Origin of the sequence: Brevibacterium sp. NPDC056726 (genome assembly GCF_042790515.1) — a bacterium.
GTDB classification, from domain to species: domain Bacteria; phylum Actinomycetota; class Actinomycetes; order Actinomycetales; family Brevibacteriaceae; genus Brevibacterium; species Brevibacterium sanguinis.
This window is the reverse complement of sequence record NZ_JBHTYZ010000001.1, coordinates 347,265-362,858: the sequence shown is the minus strand read 5'-3', so window position 1 is coordinate 362,858 and position 15,594 is coordinate 347,265. Positions and strand designations below refer to the sequence as shown.

16 protein-coding genes are annotated in these 15,594 nt (G+C 69.1%); 10 read left to right on the top strand and 6 right to left on the bottom strand.

Features of this window, described 5'->3' with window-relative positions:
* Positions 1–81: 81 nt before the first annotated feature.
* Entirely contained in the window at positions 82–3,192 is a 3,111-nt protein-coding gene (pepN, locus tag ACFQ91_RS01665) for an aminopeptidase N (protein ID WP_376872061.1), read from the bottom strand.
* Between the two features lie 85 nt (positions 3,193–3,277).
* Here pepN and ACFQ91_RS01660 point away from each other — a divergent pair, with 85 nt between their 5' ends.
* Complete coding sequence (locus ACFQ91_RS01660; protein ID WP_376872064.1) at positions 3,278–4,420, top strand: aromatic acid exporter family protein; 1,143 nt, start codon at positions 3,278–3,280, stop codon at positions 4,418–4,420.
* A gap of 76 nt (positions 4,421–4,496) precedes the next feature.
* Here the strand turns inward: ACFQ91_RS01660 and ACFQ91_RS01655 are convergent, their stop codons facing one another.
* The gene (locus ACFQ91_RS01655) at positions 4,497–5,120 is read right to left on the bottom strand and encodes a helix-turn-helix domain-containing protein (RefSeq protein WP_376872067.1); all 624 of its coding nucleotides are present in this window, start codon (positions 5,118–5,120) and stop codon (positions 4,497–4,499) included.
* 83 nt (positions 5,121–5,203) lie between these two features.
* On the opposite strand from ACFQ91_RS01655, the gene ACFQ91_RS01650 reads away from it, so the two are divergent.
* Genes ACFQ91_RS01650 through ACFQ91_RS01620 form a run of 7 tightly spaced genes read left to right on the top strand, consistent with a single transcriptional unit; the run spans position 5,204 to position 10,305 of the window.
* Positions 5,204–6,004 (top strand): AzlC family ABC transporter permease, encoded by an 801-nt coding sequence (locus ACFQ91_RS01650; RefSeq protein WP_376872070.1) that lies wholly within the window; start codon positions 5,204–5,206, stop codon positions 6,002–6,004.
* Entirely contained in the window at positions 6,001–6,567 is a 567-nt protein-coding gene (locus tag ACFQ91_RS01645) for an AzlD domain-containing protein (protein WP_376872073.1), read from the top strand. Before ACFQ91_RS01650 ends, ACFQ91_RS01645 begins: the two co-directional genes overlap by 4 nt.
* A gap of 45 nt (positions 6,568–6,612) precedes the next feature.
* Positions 6,613–6,924, top strand: coding sequence for a DUF2516 family protein (locus tag ACFQ91_RS01640; RefSeq protein WP_137825690.1), 312 nt, complete (start codon positions 6,613–6,615; stop codon positions 6,922–6,924).
* A 7-nt stretch (positions 6,925–6,931) separates the two neighbouring features.
* A complete protein-coding gene (locus ACFQ91_RS01635) occupies positions 6,932–7,756 on the top strand; it encodes an alpha/beta fold hydrolase (RefSeq protein WP_376872077.1) in 825 nt (274 codons plus the stop codon).
* A 10-nt stretch (positions 7,757–7,766) separates the two neighbouring features.
* Positions 7,767–9,167: a glycosyltransferase gene (locus ACFQ91_RS01630; RefSeq protein WP_376872080.1), complete on the top strand. Its 1,401-nt coding sequence runs from the start codon at positions 7,767–7,769 to the stop codon at positions 9,165–9,167.
* On the top strand, positions 9,167–9,922 hold the full coding sequence (locus ACFQ91_RS01625; protein WP_376872083.1) for a YbjN domain-containing protein: 756 nt from the start codon (positions 9,167–9,169) through the stop codon (positions 9,920–9,922). Before ACFQ91_RS01630 ends, ACFQ91_RS01625 begins: the two co-directional genes overlap by 1 nt.
* Positions 9,919–10,305 (top strand): iron chaperone, encoded by a 387-nt coding sequence (locus ACFQ91_RS01620; RefSeq protein ID WP_376872086.1) that lies wholly within the window; start codon positions 9,919–9,921, stop codon positions 10,303–10,305. The genes ACFQ91_RS01625 and ACFQ91_RS01620 overlap by 4 nt, the downstream gene beginning before the upstream one ends.
* 44 nt (positions 10,306–10,349) lie before the next feature.
* Here ACFQ91_RS01620 and ACFQ91_RS01615 read toward each other — a convergent pair whose 3' ends face one another.
* Positions 10,350–10,922, bottom strand: coding sequence for a GNAT family N-acetyltransferase (locus ACFQ91_RS01615; RefSeq protein ID WP_376872089.1), 573 nt, complete (start codon positions 10,920–10,922; stop codon positions 10,350–10,352).
* Positions 10,919–11,938, bottom strand: a complete 1,020-nt coding sequence (locus ACFQ91_RS01610) for a bile acid:sodium symporter family protein (protein ID WP_376872092.1) — start codon at positions 11,936–11,938, stop codon at positions 10,919–10,921. The genes ACFQ91_RS01615 and ACFQ91_RS01610 overlap by 4 nt, the downstream gene beginning before the upstream one ends.
* A 96-nt stretch (positions 11,939–12,034) precedes the next feature.
* Between ACFQ91_RS01610 and ACFQ91_RS01605 the strand changes: the two genes are divergently transcribed.
* Entirely contained in the window at positions 12,035–12,778 is a 744-nt protein-coding gene (locus ACFQ91_RS01605; RefSeq protein ID WP_376872095.1) for a phosphoglyceromutase, read from the top strand.
* A gap of 53 nt (positions 12,779–12,831) precedes the next feature.
* On the opposite strand, the gene ACFQ91_RS01600 is transcribed toward ACFQ91_RS01605, so the two are convergent.
* On the bottom strand, positions 12,832–13,743 hold the full coding sequence (locus ACFQ91_RS01600; RefSeq protein ID WP_198499615.1) for a LysR family transcriptional regulator: 912 nt from the start codon (positions 13,741–13,743) through the stop codon (positions 12,832–12,834).
* A 71-nt stretch (positions 13,744–13,814) separates the two neighbouring features.
* On the opposite strand from ACFQ91_RS01600, the gene ACFQ91_RS01595 reads away from it, so the two are divergent.
* Positions 13,815–14,774 (top strand): EamA family transporter, encoded by a 960-nt coding sequence (locus tag ACFQ91_RS01595; protein WP_376872098.1) that lies wholly within the window; start codon positions 13,815–13,817, stop codon positions 14,772–14,774.
* A gap of 115 nt (positions 14,775–14,889) precedes the next feature.
* On the opposite strand, the gene phoU is transcribed toward ACFQ91_RS01595, so the two are convergent.
* Positions 14,890–15,552: a phosphate signaling complex protein PhoU gene (gene phoU / locus ACFQ91_RS01590; RefSeq protein ID WP_211978784.1), complete on the bottom strand. Its 663-nt coding sequence runs from the start codon at positions 15,550–15,552 to the stop codon at positions 14,890–14,892.
* Positions 15,553–15,594 lie beyond the last annotated feature (42 nt).

Genomic DNA, 15,594 nt, shown 5'->3' with positions numbered 1-15,594 from the left:
GTCGCGGCCCTCGTCGGCCGTCGCGGAGCAGGAGAGGTGCGCATCACCGCACCGGGCCGGTCTGGCCGCTCGACTGTGAGCTCAGTGCCGCGAGGTCTGGCGGGACTTGAGGAAGATCGCCCGGGCCAGGTCGTCCCGGCGCTCGATGAGCAGGCGCCGCAGGGCCGCCGGCGCATCGGCGTTCTCCTCGAGCCACGCGTCGGTCCGCTCGACGACGCCCTCTTCGTCATCCGACCACCGCGGGTAGAGCCCGAGCACGAGCCGCCGCGCGATCTCGATCGAATTGTCCGCCCAGAACCCGCGCAGCCGCTCGAAATACTCGTCGACGTAGACCTCGGTGATCGGCAGCGCAGAAGGGGCGACGAATCCGGAGATGATCGCCGAGAGCACATCGTTGCTCAGCTGGGCCGCATCGAGGATCGCCTCCCATGCGCGCATCTTGACGATCGGCAGAGGCAGAGCCGCACTCGCGGTCTCGGCGCGCAGTCGACCCGAGGAGCTCTGGTCGAGGTGGGTCTCCCGGGCGATGTCCGTCTGGTCCGCCCACCCGAGGCTGACGAGAGCGGTGAGCGCGTTCCACCGCAGGGCGTGATCGTTGATGAGCCCCCGGAACGGCAGCGAGGCAGCCGCATGCTCCGCGGGACCGCTCGCCCCAGCCCGTGCAGAGGTCCGTCGCGAGGCAGTGGCCGAGCCCGAGTCCGCACCCTTGCCGGCTGCCGCCGCGCGGTCGACGCGGGAGCCGTCAGCACTGGCGTCGGACGCGGCACTGACATCGGACGCGGCACTGACATCGGACGTAGCACTCGCACCGGACGCGGCATCGGCCTCAGCCGCGGGCTGCGCCTCCGATGCCGCCTCCTCGGCGACCTCGGGGCTCATCCGGTCGATCTCCTCGCCAACCGGCACCGCGAGCACCTGTGTGGCGAACGCGCGACCCATGGCGATCGACGGATTGGCCTCGATGCAGCGCGCCGTGCGTGCAGTCAGCGAGAGGACGAGATTCGCGAGATGCAGCTGCGCATCCGACCCCGACTTCGCCGTCGCGAGCGCATCGAGCGCCGCTCCGAGGAGCCCGGAGATCGCCGTCTCGAAATTGCGTTCGGCCACCCACTGATCGAGGCAGAGCAGGGCCGTCTGACTCAGACCGGCCATGATGCCCGGATTGCTCTCCTTGCCGAGGCTACGCGCATACGCCGTGAGATACCTCTGCACCGGCAGCAGCCCGTCGCGCACCGCATTGTCGAGAGCCGACCACACAAGCGCCCGCGACAGCGGATCCTTGATCCGCGACACCGCGGTCACCGCCGTCTCCGTCGACGCCTCGTCGAGGCGCACCCGTGCATAGTCGTGGTCGCCGTAGTTGAGGAGGGCGATGTCACCGCGCGTGCGACCGATGAGCTGCTCCACCTCGGCGGACTCCTCAGCGAAGTCGAAGACCACGGAATCGAGCGGCACGATGTCGCGCCCGGCCCGACCGAGGGTCGCGATCTCGAGAGTGTGCGGCCGCAGCAGCTTCGCACCCTCCGCCGAATCCGACTGCGAGATCCGCGCTCCCGTGATGCTCGCCCGGGCAGCATCGCGGGCGGCCCCGGCGCCCCGCGACGACGCGGCGCTCCGTCCGGAAGCACCATCCTGCGACGATCCGGCAGCGCCAGCCGACCCGGCAGCGCCAGCCGACCCGGCAGCGCCAGCCGACCCGGCACCGCCAGCCGACCCGGCACCGCCAGCTGACCCAGCGTTCCCAGCCGACCCAGCAGCGGCAGCTGACCCAGCGTCGCCGGTCGACCCACTGTCGTCCCCCGTCGTCAGGGCGAGCGAGAGCTCCGAGACCCCCGAGGTCCCCAGCCACGCGTCCGCCCAGCCGGCGATGTCCCGCTCCGGAGCCGCCTCGGCGAGGCATTCGAGGAAGTCCGCCAACTCCGTGTTCCCGAACGCGAAGCGCTTGAAGTAGAGCCGGGACCCGGCGAAGAACGCCTCCCGCCCGACGTAAGCGACGAGCTGCTTGAGCACCGAGGCGCCCTTGGCGTACGTGATGCCGTCGAAGTTGAGCTTCGCCGCCTCGACATCGGGGATGTCGGCGACGATCGGATGCGTCGTCGGGTAGAGATCCTGCATGTACGCCCACGCCTTGCGGCGCAGCGCGAACGTCACCCAGCCGTCGGTGAACCGCGTCGCCTCGGCGAGCGCCAGCCCGCCCATGTAATCGGCGAACGACTCCTTGAGCCACAGGTCGTCCCACCACTTCATCGTCACGAGATCGCCGAACCACATGTGCGCCATCTCGTGGAGGATGACATTGGCGCGCGACTCGTACATCGCATCGGTGACCTTGTCGCGGAAGATCATCGCGTCCGTGAAGGTGACGAGGCCGGGATTCTCCATCGCGCCGAGGTTGTATTCCGGAACGAAGATCTGATCGTACTTGCCCCACGGGTAGGGGTAGTCGAACTCGGCGCTGAAGAAGTCGAGACCGGCCTTCGTGATCCCGAGGATGTCGGAGGCATCGAGATGATCGACGAGGGAGGCTCGCGTCCACACGCCGAGGTCGACCGTCTCCTTCGTCACCGGGTCCGTCCACGTGTCCGTCGCCCCCTCATAGGGGCCCGCGGTGATGCACGTGATGTAGCTCGACTGCTTGAGCGTCGGCGCGAAGTAATGGGTCACGGCATCGTCGCCGGTGGCCTCACGGCTCGTCTCGGCCTGATTCGACAGCACCTGGAACGCCTCGGGTGCGGTGACGCTGAAGACGAACTTCGCCTTGAGATCGGGCTGGTCGAAGTTCGCGAACACCCGCCGGGCATCGGTCGGTTCGAACTGTGAGTAGAGGTAGACCTTGCCGTCGGCGGCGTCGGTGAACCGGTGCAGGCCCTCACCCGAGGTCGAATACCGCGCCTTCGCCTCGACAGTCAGCGTGTTCTTCCCCTCACGGACGGGAAACGTGATGCGGGCGCCGTCGAACACCTCGGCGGGGGAGAGGTCCTCCCCATTGATCTCGACGAGGGAGACGGAGTCGGCGATGAGGTCGATGAAGGTCTGGGCGTCGGCGCGAGCCTTGAACTCGACGACGGTGCGGGAGAGGAATGTATCAGCATCGGACTCGGCATTGCTCACATCGAGATGTACGGTGTAAGTCTTGACCTTGAGCAGATGAGATCGGCTCTGCGCTTCGTCTCGGGTCAGGTTCGTCGTCATTCTTCAGCCTCCTCGGCGCACCGACATTAGCATGTCACAATTCCGGTAATCTGAGTACAACGAGCGCGGGAGGGGGTCGGAAAGCATGGCGAAAGTCGAGGTCAGCGGGCTGGCCAAGCGCGGGGGCAACATCATCGCCCACCGTCTGCGCATGGGATTCAAACGCGTCGGCGCGAACTTCGGACAGCTCATCCAGATCCCCATCGCCGCGACCGCCGCGTACGCGTTCTGCGTCTACGTCCTCGGCCATCCCTACCCGTTCCTCGCCGCCGTCGCTGCGGCCGTGGGCATCGGCCCCGTCGCCGACCGCCGCCTGCGCCGGTCGCTCGAGATCGGCTTCGGCGCGACCTTCGGGGTGCTCGTCGGCGAGGTGCTCGTCAACATCTACGGCTCCGGCATCTGGCAGCTCGCCCTCACCCTGATCATCGGTCTCGTCATCGGCACGGTCCTCAACTCCGGCGGCATCTTCATCACGCAGATCGCCGTCCAGTCCGTCTACGTCGTCGTCGTTCCCGCGACCGCGACGACCCTGCCGTTCCCGCGCACCCTCGACGCCCTCGTCGGCTCGCTCTTCGCGATCATCCTCGCCCTCATCATGCCCCGCGACGCCCGCAAGGTCCCGCGGGCGCTCGCGGCGAACCTTCTCGACGAGGTGAGCAGTGTGCTGACGATGATGTCGCGGGCGCTGCGGGAGGCCGACACCGAACTCGCGATGCGGGCGCTCACCCGGGCCCGCGAGACCCAGGACATCATCGATTCGTGGGGGTCATCGCTCCAGGTGTCGAAGGAGGCCGCGAAGATCAATGCGCGCGGCCGCCGCCATGCCGCCGAGGTGACCCGACTCTCCCGAGCCCACACCTACTCCGACCGGGCGATGCGCACGATCCGCGTCATCGCGCGCAGGGTCGTCGGCATCACCGAGCTCGGGGTGAAGAAGCCGATCATCGCCGACTACGTCGAATCCCTCGCCGACGGGGCGAAGAAGCTCGAGATCGCGCTGCGTCGGGGCACCGACCGCTCCCTCGCCGAGGTGGCCCTGTCCGAGGCCGCAGGCGAACTCGATCCGCGGGCGGAGAAGAGCTGGGACATCCACGACGAATCCCTCGTCCTGCTCCTGCGGCCCGTGGCCGCCGATCTCCTCCAGGCGGCCGGCCTGACGAACGACGCCGCCCACGACCGGCTGCCCTCTCTCGCCGAGGACAACGCCGACGGCCCGCCCGTGGAGTGACGCGTCCCGTCAGTTCTCGATGAGGACGGCGTCAGAGTTCGCCGAGGCGGTCGTCGGCTCTCGACGACAGCGTCAGTCAGCTCTCGATGACGAAGATGCAGTTCGTGCCGGGTTCGAGCGCGGTGAACGTGTGCGGCTGATCGCCGGGATGGACGAGATAGTCGCCGGCGACGAGTTCGTACGACTGCCCGAGCGCCTCGATCCGTGCCGCCCCGCGACCGACGATGACGTGCTCGATCGTGCCCGCCGGATGCGGGTGGGAGTTGCGTGACTCGCCCGGTTCGGCCGCGATGAAGTAGATGTCGCGCCGCGCGGTCGGCGGGGACGTCGAGAGCAGAGTCGCGACGTAGTTCGCGCTCGTCGAGGGCAGGCTCGGCATGTCGCGGACATGGTGGAGGGCGACCTCGTGCTGCGGGGGATCGAGCAGCCGGGAGAGCGGGATGTCGAGGGCGGCGGCCAGGGCCCACATCGTCTCGAGGCTCGGGTTGGCGGTACCCGCCTCGAGGCCGGACATCGTCGACTTGCCGATGCCGGCGCGGCGCGCGACCTCCGAGAGGGAGAGGCCGGCGCGCTGGCGTTCGCGCCGCACCGCCGCAGCGACCTGGGCCCGCGGCGTCCGCGAGTCCTCCGGGACGACCTCGCCGGGGGATGAGTCGTCGGCACGGTCGGTGAGAGACGAATCGTTCGAAGCTGCACTCATGCCACCATCCTACCGTGGTGTTCACCAGAGCGGTTCCTCGTTCGGGTTGACGAACACTCAAGCGAGTGTGCACTATGGTGAACATGAGTTCACCATTCCGCACGATCGATCGCGTGCTTCCGGCGTCGACCTACCGCGCCGTCGCGATCATCACGGTGACGATCGTCGCCGTCGCCCTGTCCTACGGTGCGATCTCGGCGACCGCAGGATTCGCGTGGTGGCAGACGTTGCTGCTCGCGGCCTTCGCCCTCGGCGGGGCGGCCGAATTCACCTTCGTCGGCGTCATCGCCGCCGGCGGCGCCCCGGTGCTCGCCGTGCTCGCCGGTCTCCTCGTCAACTCGCGGAACTTCGCGTTCGGCATGGCCGTCGGTCCCTTCTTCCCGCAGGACTGGCGGGCGCTCATCGCCGCCCACTGGATCAACGACGAATCGACCGCGGTCGCTCGGACCGGAATCGGCGACCGCCAGCGCTGGCACGCCTTCCTTCTCATGGGGGCGGCGATCGCGCTGATGTGGCCCTCCGGTGCTGTCGTCGGCCAATGGCTCGGCAGCGTCATCGACGCGGACATGCTCGGACTCGACGCCGCGTTCCCGATCATCCTCTTCTGCCTCATCCGCGGCGACCTGAAGAACCGGAAGACGCTCTGCCTCACCTTGGCGGGCATCATCGTCGCTGTGCTGCTCACGCCGATTCTGCCGCTCGGCCTCGGCGCGGTGACCTCCCTGTCGGTGTTCGCCGTCGTCGCGCTCGGCTGGCTGGTGCGCCGCGCAGGCCGCTCGCGGAGGACGACGACGGGGACGGGGAAGAGGATGAGGAAAAGGGAGGGTAATGACCTGCCTGGCGCCCCGACTACGACTGCACCCGAAAGCGAGGCCACCCGATGACCGCGACGACCTTCCTCATCGCGCTCGCCGCCCTGAGCATCGGCACGTACGTCATGCGCTTCGCCGGGGTCAAGGTCGGGGCGGCCCTGGCCACCCGCGGCAAGCGGCGCGCCCTCGTCGCGGTCGGCGCCGACCACGCCTCCACCTCGGCGAGCGCAACCACCCCGGGCACAACCACCTCGGCGAACGCGACCACCCCGAACACATCCACCCCGGGCACAACCACCTCGGCGAGCACATCCACCCCGAACACAACCACCCACGGCACAACCACCCACGGCACAACCACCTCGGCGAACGACCCGGCCGCCACCGGCGCGGACGTCGTCCCCGACGCGCCGACCTCCCGGGTGACGAAGTGGATGGACCGGGCCACCGTCGTCCTCATCGGCGCCGTCTTCGCGACGACGGCGATCTTCGACGGCCGCGAGCTTGCCGACCCGGCACGCCTCATCGGCGTCGGCGTCGGTGTGCTCGCCGCGATCCTGCGGGTGCCGATGCTCGTCTGCGTCGTCCTCGCCATGGGCGTGTGCGCAGGTCTGCGGGTCTCGGGCATCCTGTGAGTTGCCCCGATGCCGTCGCCACCGGCGGTTGCTACCCTGGTGGGCATGGAACTCATTGCTGACTTTCAGCGCCTCGTCTTTCTCGCCCTCACGGTCGCCGCGTTCGGCGTCCAGCTGTGGGCGTTCGTCGATGCGCTCCGGTACAAGGATGAGAACTACCGCGCCGTGGACAAGCAGAGCAAGAAGTTCTGGGTGATCCTCCTCGGGGTCGGCCTCGCGCTCGCCCTCATCGCCCTGCCGCCGCTGGGCCAGAGCATCATCTTCCTCAACCTCCTCGCCCTCGTCGGCGCGATCGTCTACCTCACCGACGTGCGCCCGAAGATCAAGGCCGTCGACCCGCGGAACCGGAACGCCTGACCCGCGCATGAGCGACGCCAACCTCCCCGGTCCCGAGACCGGGTACATCTCGACGTTCGGCACCGGCGAGCCTCACACCCTCTTCAGCCACGGATTCGCCGGCGCGATCCGCGACACCCGCCCGTTCGGCACCGGCATCACGGGAACGAAGCACTTCCTCCACCTCTTCGGACACGGCGGCCGACCCTCGCCCGGTCCCGGGTGGGACTACGGCCTCATCGCCGAGGCGCTCGCCGACGCTCTCACCGCGACCTCCGCGACGCGGGCCCTCGGCGTCTCGATGTCCGCCGGCGGTCTCCTCCGGCTGCTGAGCACCGGGCACCCGGCCGCCGCCCAGCTGGAGAAGGTAGCCCTCGTCCTGCCCGCATCGTTCGCCGGCTTCCCCGCCGAGGTGGCTCACGCCCACACCGCGTACCTCGAGTCCCTGCGCGATCTCGTCGCCGCCGGTGACGTCGACGGCATCACCGAGCTCATGCTCACCCGCGAACCCGCCGAGGTGGCCGACCTCGTCCCGGCCCGCGCGTGGACGCGGGCGAAGGCGGAGAACCTCGTCCACACCGACATGTCCGACGGGCTCGGTCTCGCCCTCGAGATCGCCGCCGCCGGCGTCGGCGACCCCGCCGAGTTCGATGCCGGACTCACCCGGCTGCGCGAGTTCGCGGGCGAGGTGCTCGTCCTCACCCATGAGGACGACCCCGCTCACCCCGTCTTCATCGCCGAGGAGATCGCCGCCGCCGTCCCCGGTTCACGCCTCGAGGTCCTGCCCGCCGGATCGATCCTGTGGCGCGGCCGCCATGAGGTCCGCCGAATCCTCAGCGAGTTCTTTGGCTAGACTGGCGACCGTGCACATCTCCGTCCTCTCCCTCCACACCTCACCCGCGGCGCAGCCGGGGCAGGGCGACGCGGGCGGGATGAACGTCTACGTCGACCATACGGTCAGGGCACTTGCCGCCATGGGGCACGTGGTCGACGTCTTCACCGCCGACCCGAACGGGAACGGAACCGAACAGCCCGACGCCGAGACCGTGACGCTGTCCGAGAACATCCGCCTCCACTGCCTGCGCACGGACGCCACGACGAAGGAGGCGCTCGCCGGGCGGATCGACGACCTCGCGCGCCTGCTCGCAGCACATCCCGCGTATGCCGCCGCTGACCTCGTGTGGGCGCACTACTGGATCTCCGCCGAGGCGGCCCTGCGGGCACAGGCGCTCGTCACTGGCAATGACGTTACCCGGGTCCGCCCGCAGCTCATCGCGAGCATGCACACGATCGGCGCCGTGAAGAACCGGGACTCGGAGACCGAGGACGAATCGCCCCGGCGCCTGCGGGCCGAGGAGCGCATCGCCCACCGCGTCGACCTCCTCGTCGCCAACACCCCGGCCGAGCGCCGCGACCTCATCGGGGAGCTCGGTGCGGCTCCGGACTCCGTCATCGTCGCCCGCCCGGGGGTCGACCACGACCTCTTCTCACCCGGTTCCCGGGCTGCGGCGCGGCGGGAGCTCGGCATCGCCGCCGACGAGCATCTCGTCCTCTACGTCGGGCGGATGCAGTTCATCAAGGGCACCGACGTCGTCGTCGACGCCCTCGCCTGCCTGCAGGAGAACAATCCGGCGCCGGCGGCGTCCACCCGCGGGATCCTCCTCGGCGCCGCCTCGGGGTGGACCGAACCGGCCGATTCCTCCGACCACCTCGGCGCTGAGGCCGCGGCACCCGAACGCCGGACGACGGACCTCCGGACCGCGGATCTCCGAAACTCTGATCTCCACACCGCGGACTTCCACACCGCGGACTTCCACGCCGCGCTCTCGGCGGCGGTCGCCGTTGACCCGCACATCGAGGTCAGGCAGCCGGTGCCGGCGGCCGATCTCGTCACCTACTACCGTGCCGCCGATGTCCTCCTCGTCCCGTCCCGCAGCGAATCCTTCGGGCTCGTCGCCGCCGAAGCCGCGGCCTCGGGGCTGCCCGCGATCGCCTCGGCGGTGGGCGGTCTGCCGGAGGTCGTCGAGAACGGCTTCTCCGGTCTCCTCATCGCCGACCACAACCCGCGCCATTGGGCGCTCACCCTCGAGCGGCTGCTCGGCGACGCGCAGCTGCGCGCCGAACTCGGCGAGCACGCGGTGGCCCGTTCGCAGCGGTTCGACTGGCACACGACGGTGGCGACGGTGCTCGACGCCCTCGCCGAAGCGGCCGAGCCGGCCCCGCGGGACCTCGCCGCTCCCGGCCTGTGCGGGGGATCGCGCTGATGACAGGGCCCGAGTCCGCACACCCGGGGACCCCGGCGGCGACGACTGAAACGCCGACGAGCGAGACGCCGACGGCCGAAACGCCGACGAGCGAGACGCCGACGAGTGCGATCATGTCCGGCATCACCGAGTGGGCGTCAGCGAACGAGGTCGAGGTCGACAGCGTCGACGACTCGTCGATCGCGGTCGTACTGCCCGGCGAGCGGAAGCTCAAGACGACGGTCTCGATCGTCATCTCGGCCCGGACCGCCGAGCTTGCCGCGTTCGTCATCCGCCACCCGGATGAGAACGCCGCGGAGTTCAACCGCTGGCTGCTGCGGAAGAACATGAAGCTCGCGGCGACCGCGTTCGGGGTCGACCACCTCGGCGACGTCTACCTCAGGGCCACGGTGCCCGCGCATCGGCTGCTCGATGACCTCGACGGACTGCTGGGGGAGTTCCTCACTGTCGCCGACGAATCGTTCAACGAACTCCTCCTCATCGGCTTCCTCACGGGGATGAAGAAGGAGTGGGCGTGGCGGGTCAGCCGCGGGGAGTCGACCCGGAACCTCGCCGCATTCGAGCATGTGCTCGCCGGTCCCGACAATGAGTTCCTCGGCACGATCGGACCGGAGCGCCCGGAGTCGCCCGGATCGGAGCAGGCGGGAACGCGCGGCTCCGGACAGTCTGAGGCCGCTGAGCGCACCGAGGCGGCTGAGCCCTCGGACGCGACCGCGCCAGACGACGGCGAAACTGACGACGGGCAGCGGCGATGATCAAACGCGTCGATCTCAGCAAGCCGGGCACCGTCGACGAATACATCGCGACCTTCGACTCGGAGTCCCAGCGCGACTTTCTCACGCAGCTGCGCGATCTCAGCCGGGAGCACGCCCCGACCGCCGGCGAGGGCATCAAATGGGGCAACCCCGCGTACTTCCTCGACTCGATCCTCTTCGTCTTCGCCGGGTACACGCACCATGCGAATTTCGTCTTCACTCCGAGCACGAAGGAGGCCTTCGCGGATCGGCTTTCCGGCTTCGACACGGGCAAGGGCTCGATCAAGCTGCCCTATGACGAGGAGATCCCCGCTGACCTCCTCGCCGAGATGATCGGTTACCGCATCCGCGAATTCGAGGTCGACGGCGTCAAGTGGATGTGAGCCCTCATGCATCCTGCCGTGCCGGCGCGGTGCGGGGCGCAGGCTCAGAGCTGACGCTTGAGGCCCTCGTGGCTGGCGACGTAGCCCAGGCGATCGTAGAACCGGTGAGCGTCAGTGCGTGACTTGTCCGTCGTCAGCTGCACCAGGGTCGCTCCTGCGGTTCTGCCGCAGCTGTGCGCCCACTCGAAGACTGCGCGTCCGAGCCCTCGTCCTTGGAATGCGGGAGCGATCCGCACCGCCTCGATCTGCAGTCGCAGGGCACCGGTTCGTGCCAGACCGGGGATGAGGCTGAGCTGAAGGGTGCCGACGATCGCGGAGTCTCGCGCCGAGCCGCTCACATCCACCGTGCTCGGCCCGGCCACGTCGGCGTCGGGCAGAGCGTCCACCGCGACGAGCAGCTGGTTCGGATCCGCAGCGATGAGGTCGAACGCCTGCTCGTAGGCCGTGAGGTCGCCATCGTCGAGGTGCTCGCGCTGGCTTCCGAGGGAGTCGTTGCGCAGGAGACCGACGAGAGTCGGCAGATCCCGTGACTCAGCTCGCCTGACGACGAACCGCCCACCGTCGATGTCGAGTGACTGCGCGGTGAATGCGTCGAATCCTCCCAACGCCGCCCTCACGCGTCCTGCCGCGTGGGCGCGGTGTGTGACGCATCCGCCGGGGGCTTGCCGTAGGGCAGACGTGCGAAGATCGAGGCGAGAACGGCACCGGAGACGTTGTGCCACACGCTGAAGACGGCACCCGGCAGCGCCGCGAGCGGAGAGAAGTACGTCGTCGCGAGCGTCGAGGCGAGCCCGGAGTTCTGCAGACCGACCTCGAACGAGAGCGCCCGGCGGGTCGGCGTATCGAGACGGCACGCGGCGGCCACGCCGTAGCCCACAGCGAGCCCGAGCACATTGTGCGTGATGACCGCGAGCAGCACGAGGATGCCCGCCGTGGCGATCGACCCGGCCGAACCGGCGACGACGATGGCGACGATGTAGGCGATCGCCACCGAGGCGAGCCACGGCAGCGCCGGGGCGATCCGGTCGACGAACCGGGAGGCGACGAGGCGGACGAGCACACCGACGATGACCGGCACGAGCACCGTCTGGCAGATCGAGACGAACATCGACCAGAACGGCACGTCCATGTACGACCCCGCAAGCCACAGGGTGAGCAGCGGGGTGAGGACGGGAGCGATGAGCGTCGACAGCGTCGTCACCGACACCGACAGCGCGACATCGCCCTTCGCCAGATACGTCACGACGTTCGAGGCCGTGCCGCCCGGCGCGCAGCCGACGAGGATGACGCCGACGGCGATCTCCGGCGGCAGATCGTAGACGGTGACGACGAGGAGCCCGAGCAGCGGCATCGCGACATACTGCGTGACGACCCCGAGGAGGGCGATCCACGGACGCTTCGCGATCCGCGCGAAGTCCGGCAGCGTCAGCGTCAGCCCCATGAAGAACATGACGACGCCGAGGCTCCACGTGATCGTCGGCGCGAGCGGGGTGAACGTGTCCGGGCTGAGGAAGCCGAGGACGCCGGCGAGGATGACGAGGACCGGCAGGGCGGTGACGGCGATGATCGAACTGCGGTCGGCTCGGGCCGTCTGCGCCGCGGCGGGACTCGGGTGCTGTGCTGAATCGGACATAGCCGAATACTAGCCCCGTCGTCCCGTCAGGCAAGACGGACTACCACATCATGGAACCGTCGAGTGGGGGACGCCGCCCGTGCGAAAATAGGGGCCATGACGCATAACCTCATCCTGCTGCGCCACGGCGAGAGCGAATGGAACCAGAAGAACCTGTTCACCGGTTGGGTCGATGTCACCCTCACGGACAAGGGCCGGGCCGAGGGCAAGCGCGCCGGAGAGCTCCTGCGCGAAGCCGATCTCATCCCCGACGTCGTCCACACCTCCCGCCTCAAGCGGGCCATCCTCACCGCGAACCTCGCCCTCGAGTCCGCCGACCTCTCGTGGCTCGACACCCACCGCAGCTGGCGACTCAACGAACGCCACTACGGTGCGCTGCAGGGCAAGGACAAGAAGGAGATCCGCGAGGAGTTCGGCGACGAGCAGTTCATGACCTGGCGTCGCTCCTTCGACACCCCGCCGCCGGCGCTCTCCGACGCCTCTGAGTTCTCGCAGGTCGGCGACCCGCGCTACGCCAACCTCGGCGACTCGGTGCCGCGCACCGAATGCCTCGCCGACGTCATCGACCGTCTCCTGCCGTACTGGTACGACGTCCTCGTCCCCGAGCTCTCCGAGAACCGCACCGTCCTCGTCGTCGCCCATGGCAACTCGCTGCGGGCCCTCGTTAAGCACCTCGACGGCATCTCCGACGCGGACATCACGGGACTCAACATCCCCACCGGCATCCCGCTCCACTACGAGCTCACCGACGACTTCACGCCGGTCACCCTGGGCGGCACCTACCTCGATCCCGCCGCGGCCGAGGAAGCGATCGGCAAGGTCGCGAACCAGGGCCGCTGAGCCTGAGCTGGGAGCCCGGCCGACCTGACCCTGAACCCGGCTGAGCCGGAGCCTCAGCGTTCCGCGAACTCCCCGGCGATCGCCTGCATCTGCCTGCGCAGGACGGCGATCGCCGGGGAGTTCGTCATCGACCGCCGCCACACGGTGTGGATCGACCGGGCGATCGAAGGGTCATCGAGCGGCACCGCCGTGACATCGGAGGGCAGGTGCGGGCGACCGAGCCGGGGAACGAGCGCGAGCGCGCCGACCGACCGGCTGAACTCGACCTGGGTGTCGTACTCGACGGCCCAGTACTCGACCCGCGGCTCGCTGCCGAGATCCTCGAAGAGCGCGACGAGCCAGCGATGGCACACCGCCCCGCGCGGGGCGGAGACGAAGACCTCACCGACGAGATCGGCACGCGTCACCTCGGCGCGCGAGGCGAGATGATGGTCACGCGGCATGACGATGTCGGCGCGGTCGACGGCGATGATCTCCGAGGTCAGGGTCGAGGGCAGGCGGAGGGCGGAGCTGTTCCAGTCGAAGATCAGGGCCGCGTCGATCCGCCCCGCCGAGACCATCTCGATGAGCTCATCCGGGTCGGATTCGACGTTCGTCACCGTGAGTTCGGGCGCGGCCTCGGCGAGCCGGGGGAGCGCGGGGACGAGCAGGCCGCGGATGCCGGTGGAGAACCCGCCGACGGTGATCCGGCCGCGCGGGTCACCCGAGCGGGCCCGGGCCTCGGATTCGATGCCCTCGAGGTCGTGGAGGATCTGCGCCCCGCGGCTGCTGAGCTCGCGCCCCATGGGGGTGAGCGAGATGCCGCGGCCCGTGCGCTCGGTGACCGGGGCACCGAGGTAGCGCGAGAGCTTCTGCAGCTGGTGGCTGACCGCGGCCGGCGTGTAGCCGAGGGAGTCGGCCGTGGCGGTGACGGACCCGAGCCCGTCGAGGGCGACGAGGGTGCGCAGGGCGACGATATCGATCATCAAAATATCGTAATGAATGACCGGAGTGACTTTCAATGGATTTTATAGCTGCGCGCTGAGATCCTGAAGTCATGCGCCCCGTCCATTACCTCCTCGCCCTCCTCGTCGTCGTCCTCTGGGGCGTCAACTTCATCTTCATCGACTTCGGACTCCGGGACTGGCCGCCCCTGCTCCTCGTCGCGGCGCGGTTCACCGTCGTCGTCATCCCCGCGATCCTCTTCGTGCGCTTCCCGCGCGGCAGCTTCGGGCGCATCCTCCTCATCGGCGTCTTCATGTCCGCCGGGCAGTTCGGGCTCCTCTACACCTCGCTCTTCCTCGGCCTCCCGGTCGGGCTGTCCTCGATCATCCTCCAGATCCAGGCCGCCTTCACCGTCCTCGTCGCCGCGCTCGCGCTGCGGGAGATCCCCAACCGGCGCCAGATCCTCGGCATCCTCATCGGGGTCGCCGGCCTCGCCGTCATCGGCCTGAGCCTCCAGGCGTCGATCCCCGTCGTCGCCTTCGTCGTCTGCCTCGGTGCGGCACTGTCCTGGGCGATCGGCAACGTCATCGCCCGTGGGGTGAAGCCGGGCATCAGCGGCCTGCAGATGACCGTGTGGTCGGGTCTCGTCGTGCCGCTGCCGATGCTCGGGCTCTCCCTGCTCATCGACGGCCCCGCCGAGGTGGTCCGCTCGCTTGCGCACCCGACGTGGGGCGTCCTCGCCTCGGTCGTCTACACCGCCGGCGTCGCCTCGCTCATCGGGTACGTCATCTGGAACTCCCTGCTCGCCCGCTTCCCCGCCTCGCAGGTCGCTCCGTTCACGCTCCTCGTCCCGCCCGTCGGGGTCGGGGCGGCGTGGCTCGTCCTCGGCGACCGGCCGACCGTGCCCGAACTCATCGGCGGGGCCCTCCTCATCCTCGGCGTCGCGGTGACGACAGGGGTGCATCGGACGATCGCCCGGGGGATCAGGGGCGTGCTCCGCCGGCGCCGACGTGACGTCGTCGCCCGTGAGACGTCCGCGGACGCCGTCGCGGGGGTGAGCGGGGGACCCTGATGTGCCGAGAAGGGATGGACCGAGCAGGGATGTGCCGAGCAGACATGGAAACGACGATCGCCGAGGTGGGTCAACCACCTCGGCGATCGTCGTCGTCATCTGCCCGGCAGAGCGCTCACTTCCGGGACAGGTAGGGCTCCCAGTTGCCGGTGAGCAGGTATTCGACCTTCTGCGAGACCGACACGGCGTGGTCGCCGAAGCGCTCGTAGTAGCGCGAGAGCAGCGTGACGTCGGCGATGTGACGCGGGGCGAGATCCTCGGCGGGAGCGTCGGCGAGCTGCGCGAAGACGGAGAGGTGGAGCTCGTCGAGCTCCTCGTCGATCGCGTTGATCGTCGGGACCATCGACAGGCCGGGGTTGTTGAGGAGGTTCTCGGTCGCCTCGGCGATCTTCTCCGCCGAATCGCCCATCCGCAGGAACGTCGGCTCGAAGTGCTTGGGGATCGCGGATTCGGGGTAGCGGATGCGCACCTGCTGGGCGATGTGACGCGCGAGGTCGCCCATGCGCTCGAGCGAGGCGCTCATCCGCAACGCGCCGATGACGGCGCGCAGATCGGAGGCGACGGGTCCCTGGAGGGCGAGGATCTCGGCGGCCTGCTGGTCGAGGGTGTGCTGCATGGCATCGATTTTCGCGTCGGCTTCGATGACGCGTTCGGCGAGCTCGAGGTCGTTGCTCCGCAGGGCCTGATTCGCCAGGCGGATCGAGTCGAGGACCTTGGTGGACATGTCGACGAGCTGGGTGGCCAGCTCATCGAGCTCATTCCTGAAGACTTCGCGCATTGAGGATGCTTCCTTTGTCTCGTGCGAGGTGAGAGTGCGTGG

What these genes read in the sequence shown, in the direction of transcription:
- ACFQ91_RS01655 (WP_376872067.1), bottom strand. Translation starts at nt 5,120, where the DNA reads ATGAGTGCAGCTTCGAACGATTCGTCTCTCACCGACCGTGCCGACGAC.
- ACFQ91_RS01610 (WP_376872092.1), bottom strand. Translation starts at nt 11,938, where the DNA reads ATGTCCGATTCAGCACAGCACCCGAGTCCCGCCGCGGCGCAGACGGCC.
- ACFQ91_RS01660 (WP_376872064.1), top strand. Translation starts at nt 3,278, where the DNA reads ATGGCGAAAGTCGAGGTCAGCGGGCTGGCCAAGCGCGGGGGCAACATC.
- ACFQ91_RS01595 (WP_376872098.1), top strand. Translation starts at nt 13,815, where the DNA reads ATGCGCCCCGTCCATTACCTCCTCGCCCTCCTCGTCGTCGTCCTCTGG.
- ACFQ91_RS01635 (WP_376872077.1), top strand. Translation starts at nt 6,932, where the DNA reads ATGAGCGACGCCAACCTCCCCGGTCCCGAGACCGGGTACATCTCGACG.
- ACFQ91_RS01625 (WP_376872083.1), top strand. Translation starts at nt 9,167, where the DNA reads ATGACAGGGCCCGAGTCCGCACACCCGGGGACCCCGGCGGCGACGACT.
- ACFQ91_RS01605 (WP_376872095.1), top strand. Translation starts at nt 12,035, where the DNA reads ATGACGCATAACCTCATCCTGCTGCGCCACGGCGAGAGCGAATGGAAC.
- phoU (WP_211978784.1), bottom strand. Translation starts at nt 15,552, where the DNA reads ATGCGCGAAGTCTTCAGGAATGAGCTCGATGAGCTGGCCACCCAGCTC.
- ACFQ91_RS01600 (WP_198499615.1), bottom strand. Translation starts at nt 13,743, where the DNA reads ATGATCGATATCGTCGCCCTGCGCACCCTCGTCGCCCTCGACGGGCTC.
- ACFQ91_RS01620 (WP_376872086.1), top strand. Translation starts at nt 9,919, where the DNA reads ATGATCAAACGCGTCGATCTCAGCAAGCCGGGCACCGTCGACGAATAC.
- ACFQ91_RS01650 (WP_376872070.1), top strand. Translation starts at nt 5,204, where the DNA reads ATGAGTTCACCATTCCGCACGATCGATCGCGTGCTTCCGGCGTCGACC.
- pepN (WP_376872061.1), bottom strand. Translation starts at nt 3,192, where the DNA reads ATGACGACGAACCTGACCCGAGACGAAGCGCAGAGCCGATCTCATCTG.
- ACFQ91_RS01645 (WP_376872073.1), top strand. Translation starts at nt 6,001, where the DNA reads ATGACCGCGACGACCTTCCTCATCGCGCTCGCCGCCCTGAGCATCGGC.
- ACFQ91_RS01640 (WP_137825690.1), top strand. Translation starts at nt 6,613, where the DNA reads ATGGAACTCATTGCTGACTTTCAGCGCCTCGTCTTTCTCGCCCTCACG.